General features: G+C 50.5%; 4 protein-coding genes. All 4 read left to right on the top strand.

Annotated features, from left to right (window positions below; genetic code table 11):
- Positions 1 to 1,377 (top strand): MBOAT family O-acyltransferase (locus tag TA5113_RS12575; protein WP_058316746.1); only part of this gene is annotated, 1,377 nt, incomplete at its 5' end.
- Between the two features lie 8 nt (positions 1,378 to 1,385).
- Positions 1,386 to 2,426, top strand: coding sequence for an alginate O-acetyltransferase AlgX-related protein (locus TA5113_RS12570; protein WP_165589417.1), 1,041 nt, complete (start codon positions 1,386 to 1,388; stop codon positions 2,424 to 2,426).
- Positions 2,423 to 3,748, top strand: a complete 1,326-nt coding sequence (locus tag TA5113_RS12565; RefSeq protein WP_058316745.1) for an alginate O-acetyltransferase AlgX-related protein — start codon at positions 2,423 to 2,425, stop codon at positions 3,746 to 3,748. Before TA5113_RS12570 ends, TA5113_RS12565 begins: the two co-directional genes overlap by 4 nt.
- A 214-nt stretch (positions 3,749 to 3,962) precedes the next feature.
- Positions 3,963 to 4,734, top strand: a 772-nt coding sequence (locus TA5113_RS12560) for a glycosyltransferase family 2 protein (RefSeq protein ID WP_058316744.1), incomplete at its 3' end; no start/stop codon positions are given.

The following is a 4,734-nucleotide window of genomic DNA, read 5'->3' as shown; positions in this document are numbered from 1 at the left end:
TTTGTATTTCTTTTTGTCCCCGCTTTTCTTGCTCTCTACTACCTCACTCCAAATCGGCATAAATCCTACGTAATATGCGCTGCGTCATATGCCTTTTACGGCTGGTGGCGCGTCGAATACGTTGCGTTGATTTTTGGTGTGTCTCTGCTCACCTATGTCGCATCCCAACTGACATTAAGCTTACGAACAGAACGCGGCAGAAGACTGGCTCTCATTTTTGGTGTCGTCTTTGATCTACTCGTCCTTGCATACTTTAAATATGCAGTCTTCATTGCCTCCAACGTTGATGCTTTTCTCATTCTTGCTGGTCAGGACGGATTAGATTTCTTTGATGTTCTTCTACCAATTGGAATTTCTTTCCACACATTCCAATCGATAAGTTTCCTGATCGACATTTACCGAAAGGATGCGCAACCACCCAAGAGATTTATCGACTTTCTGGCCTTTAGCGCCATGTTCCCTCAGCTGATCGCAGGTCCCGTGCTGCGCTACAAAGACCTCGCTCATCAGTTCCAAAATCGCGTCCATTCTCTTGACCGGTTTGGGAAAGGCATGTTCCGCTTTGTTCAAGGCCTTGCGATGAAGGTCCTCATCGCGGATACATTGGCCCCCTTGGCTGACTTGATATTCTCGGCGTCGACCCCCGGGTTTTGGGAAGCTTGGCTCGGGGCACTTGCCTATACATTCCAGCTCTTTTTTGACTTTGCGGGCTACTCAGCGATGGCGATAGGCCTTGGCCTGATGATCGGGTTTGACTTTCCAGAGAACTTCAACCGGCCCTACATAAGCAGATCCATCACCGAATTCTGGAAGCGGTGGCATATTACGCTTTCCAGCTGGTTGCGTGATTACCTTTACATTCCACTCGGCGGCAACAGGGCGGGACGTTGGAAAACCTACCGCAATATTGTTCTGACAATGGTCTTAGGCGGATTTTGGCATGGGGCGAATTGGACCTTCATTGTTTGGGGTTTTTGGCACGGCGGCCTCATGGCTCTTGAACGCGCGCTTGGCGCGAAAAACAAATCTACGGTCTGGCCACCGTATTTGGCGCTGCCTCTCACATTTTTCTTGGTTGTTATTGGCTGGGTTGTCTTCAGATCGCCGTCTTTATCGGACAGCTTTGTCGTCTATGCTGGCATGTTCGGGCTGAATGGTTTTGCGATATCACCGGAGTTGAGTTGGCAGATTAGAAGCAGTGAGATCACGATGCTCTTGTTGGCCGCAACGATCTGTTTTTTGCCAATCCCAAGCCCAATATCTACCATTTGGCGTGCGCCGTTTTTCCGCGCCGCGACCTATCTCGCGCTGTTCACAATCGTCACGATAAAAATGAGTGCTCAAACCTATTCACCCTTCCTATACTTTCAATTCTGATGTCACATTTGGAAAAAATAACCTCACTTTTCTTGATCGCATTGATTGCGATGGGCGGGCTGTTCACGCTTGTTCGCACCGAGTGGGACGCGAGCCAAAGGCAGCCTTTCGTTGATGGTGTGACACAGGCGCAAATCCAGGACCAAATCACGGGATCATTCCCCCTCAGGGAGCTCAGCATATCTCTGTGGCGCGCCTTTGAATTCCAAGCATTTGGCGAAGGCACGCGGGCCGTTATTGTCGGGAAGGATGGGTGGTTGTTTTCCGCGGAAGAATTCGAGGCACACTCCGAACAGGGAACGGTTTTAAAAGACCGCGTCGCCTTGACCGCTCAGATCGTGGATCAACTACAAACACAGGATATTACCGTGGTCGTCGCGCTCTTGCCAGACAAAGCGCGCATTGTGAATGCAAGGCTGCCAGCCGGTCGCTCGAACTTTCTACAGTCCCGCTATCAGACCGCACGATTGGGTTTGTTGGCGAACGGGGTCAATGTACCCGACCTCTCCACAGCACTCAGCGCTGCGCAAACACAAGAAAACGTATTCTTTAAGTCTGATACTCACTGGACACCCTTTGGTGCCAACTTTGCCGCACAGACATTAGCGTCGCATGTTCACGCGCCAGGAATTGCGACAATTGCATTTGAGGCAGCGCATGCGGACCAACCGACAACCTTTACTGGCGACCTCGCGAAGTTTGTGTCGACGCCGCCACTGCGAAGGCTAACCGGGCCGAGAGAAGAGACCTTAAACCAACAGACGGCCGTAAGCGACCAAGGTATTGCATCCCTCTTAGGCGATGCGCCAGAACCGGAGGGTCGCTTGATTGGCACAAGTTTCTCAGCAATCGAGAGATGGGGCTTTTTAGACGCTCTCAAGGTGGCGTATCAAAGCGACTTTCTAAATCTCGCCCAAGAAGGGGCCGGCCCTTTTGAACCGATGCATGAATTCCTCCGCGAGCTCGAAAATGGAGCGAAGCTCCCTAGTATTGTTGTTTGGGAGCTTCCCGAGCGTTATCTTACCATAACTCCAGAGGGTGGCAGATGATACGTGCACTAATTTTGTTTCTTTCGAGTTTAGTCTTCTCCCAAATGGCCAACGCCGCGCCATTAGATCTTTTTTGCGAAGCGCTCGAAAAGGAAGAGAGCTATGCAAACGGCAAAGGGCACCTAAAATTTGTTACCGTTGACGAAAGTTCCGGCTGGATTAGCAAAACCACCGATCTGAGAAATCGTGTTCATACCGATGAAACCATTCGGCTATTGGCGACGATCAAACTGACGCTGCTCGAAAAATTCGATGCCCAGCTTATCGTCGTGAATCCGCCGCACCGGGGTATCTTTGTTCCCTTTCAGGATGAAGCAGGAAAGAAAGAAACCTTCGCCGCGTTTCAGACGATCCAACAACAAATGCGTGACGCCGGTATTCTCATTCCAGATACAGACAAAGCGCTGCTCGAAAAGCCCGAGCTGCTGACCGACTTTTACCTCCAAAGAGACACCCATTGGTCTCCGAAGGGATCAGGAGTCGTCGCGCAAGAGGTTGCTCGGACTTTAACGCGCGCAGGGATTTTAGAAATCCCGGAAGGAGAGCCCCGCTACAAATTGGTTGGGCAAGAGCAACTCGCGATTACCGGGACCCTGACTAAGTTTGTGGAAGAAACATGTGGTTTTGATGTTCAGGACGAAACTTATTTTGCGCCTGTTATTACACCGAATGTCGAAGACGTATCGCAATTGGAGGCCGCACTTTTCGGAGACATTGAGGACACCGGCGAAAAAAATATCGTCTTAATGGGCACAAGTTTTGGACGTAGTAACAACGACAAATTCCGCTGGATTGGACAACTCAAACATGCGCTTCAAAATGATATTCAGAATTGGTCCCTCGCCGGGGGGTTGACGCTAACGGCATTCGAAGCCTTTGGGCACACGGAATTGCCGGAAAATCCGCCAGAGATTGTGATTTGGGAATTTCCGGCCAATTATGTTGCAAGTTGGATCTCGCATGATTTTCGCCAGGTTTTGGGGGCGATTTCCGGTCAGTGCGAAAGTCCAAAAACAGAATTTCTGTTCGAAGTTCCAGCCGGTAACGAAAGCGAAGTTCTGTTTCAGGATCCGATCCCGATGTCAGATTTAGCGTCAATTGACTTGCCAAATTTTGAGATAGGGAACCTGCAAATTCTCGTACGCGGCACGTCAGAAAAATTGCGACCGATCCGCCTTCGCCGCCGCGATAGATTTCCGGTTGAATATAGAACCTCAAATTGGCGCACGTACACAGGTGACCTTGCGGGCGAAGTTCTAGGGCTGAAGATTAAAGACGTTCGCGAACCGATCAAAGCACGTTTGCAAACGTGTGATACTTGATTGAGGGCAGGTGGTTCTATGCACACGTCTGACAATTCACCTAAATCCCTCTCTCGGGCAAACTGATACGAAACGCGTAAGGGACATCGTCAAGCCTGCGGCTGAGAATGAAAAGGCACACTCACACTTTAACTTAGCGTGGGGGCTGGCAACCTTCTTGGTCCAAAGCCAAGCATTGGTTAGTGTGGACCCACTTCTGTCGGTTTGGTGACCAATGAACGAATTTGAAAGCCAAAAGCAATTTAAGGAAGCGCCACCACTCATTTCTATTGTTGTGCCGGTTTATAATGAGGCGGCTGCGATATCCGGTTTTTTGGATGTGATCGACAAAGTGCTTTCCGAGCACGCTACATTTGAGATCGTGTTCATCAACGACGGCAGCAGAGATCATACAGAGCGTGAAATTGAAACGCGCTTGAAAAGCTCAAGCAACTTAAGGCTCGTGAATTTATCCAGAAATTTTGGAAAGGAAGCAGCTCTTGCCGCCGGGCTGTCCCATGCGAGGGGGCAGGTGGTTATCCCCATGGATGTTGACCTCCAAGATCCCCCAGACCTCATTCCGGCGATGCTGGAACACTGGAAAAACGGGGCCAAGATCGTCAACGCACGCCGCATTGATCGATCCCATGACACTTGGGCCAAACGAAAGCTTGCGGCGGCATTTTATAGAATTTTCAACTGGCTCGCGGAAACCCCTATTCCCAGCAATGTCGGGGATTTCAGGTTGCTGGACCGCGAGGTCGTAGACGCAGTTCTGCAAATTGAGGACCGCTCTAGGTTCAACAAAGGTATCTTCAGCTGGGTTGGTTTTGAGACGGTGGAAGTGACCTATGAACGCCCAGCCCGCGCAGATGGCGAGCCCTCATGGAGTTGGTGGCGTCTGTGGACTCTGGCCCTTGATGGCATATTTGCGTCCTCCACAACCCCGCTTCGCGTTTGGTCCTATGTTGGCGGAACAATGGCGATCTTTGCATTCCTTTATTCTG

Source organism: Cognatishimia activa (genome assembly GCF_001458335.1).
GTDB lineage: Bacteria > Pseudomonadota > Alphaproteobacteria > Rhodobacterales > Rhodobacteraceae > Cognatishimia > Cognatishimia activa.
This window is presented reverse-complemented; position numbering and strand designations above follow the sequence as displayed.

Coding starts and splice junctions, on each gene's coding strand:
- TA5113_RS12565 (WP_058316745.1), top strand. CDS start 2,423: ATGATACGTGCACTAATTTTGTTTCTTTCGAGTTTAGTCTTCTCCCAA.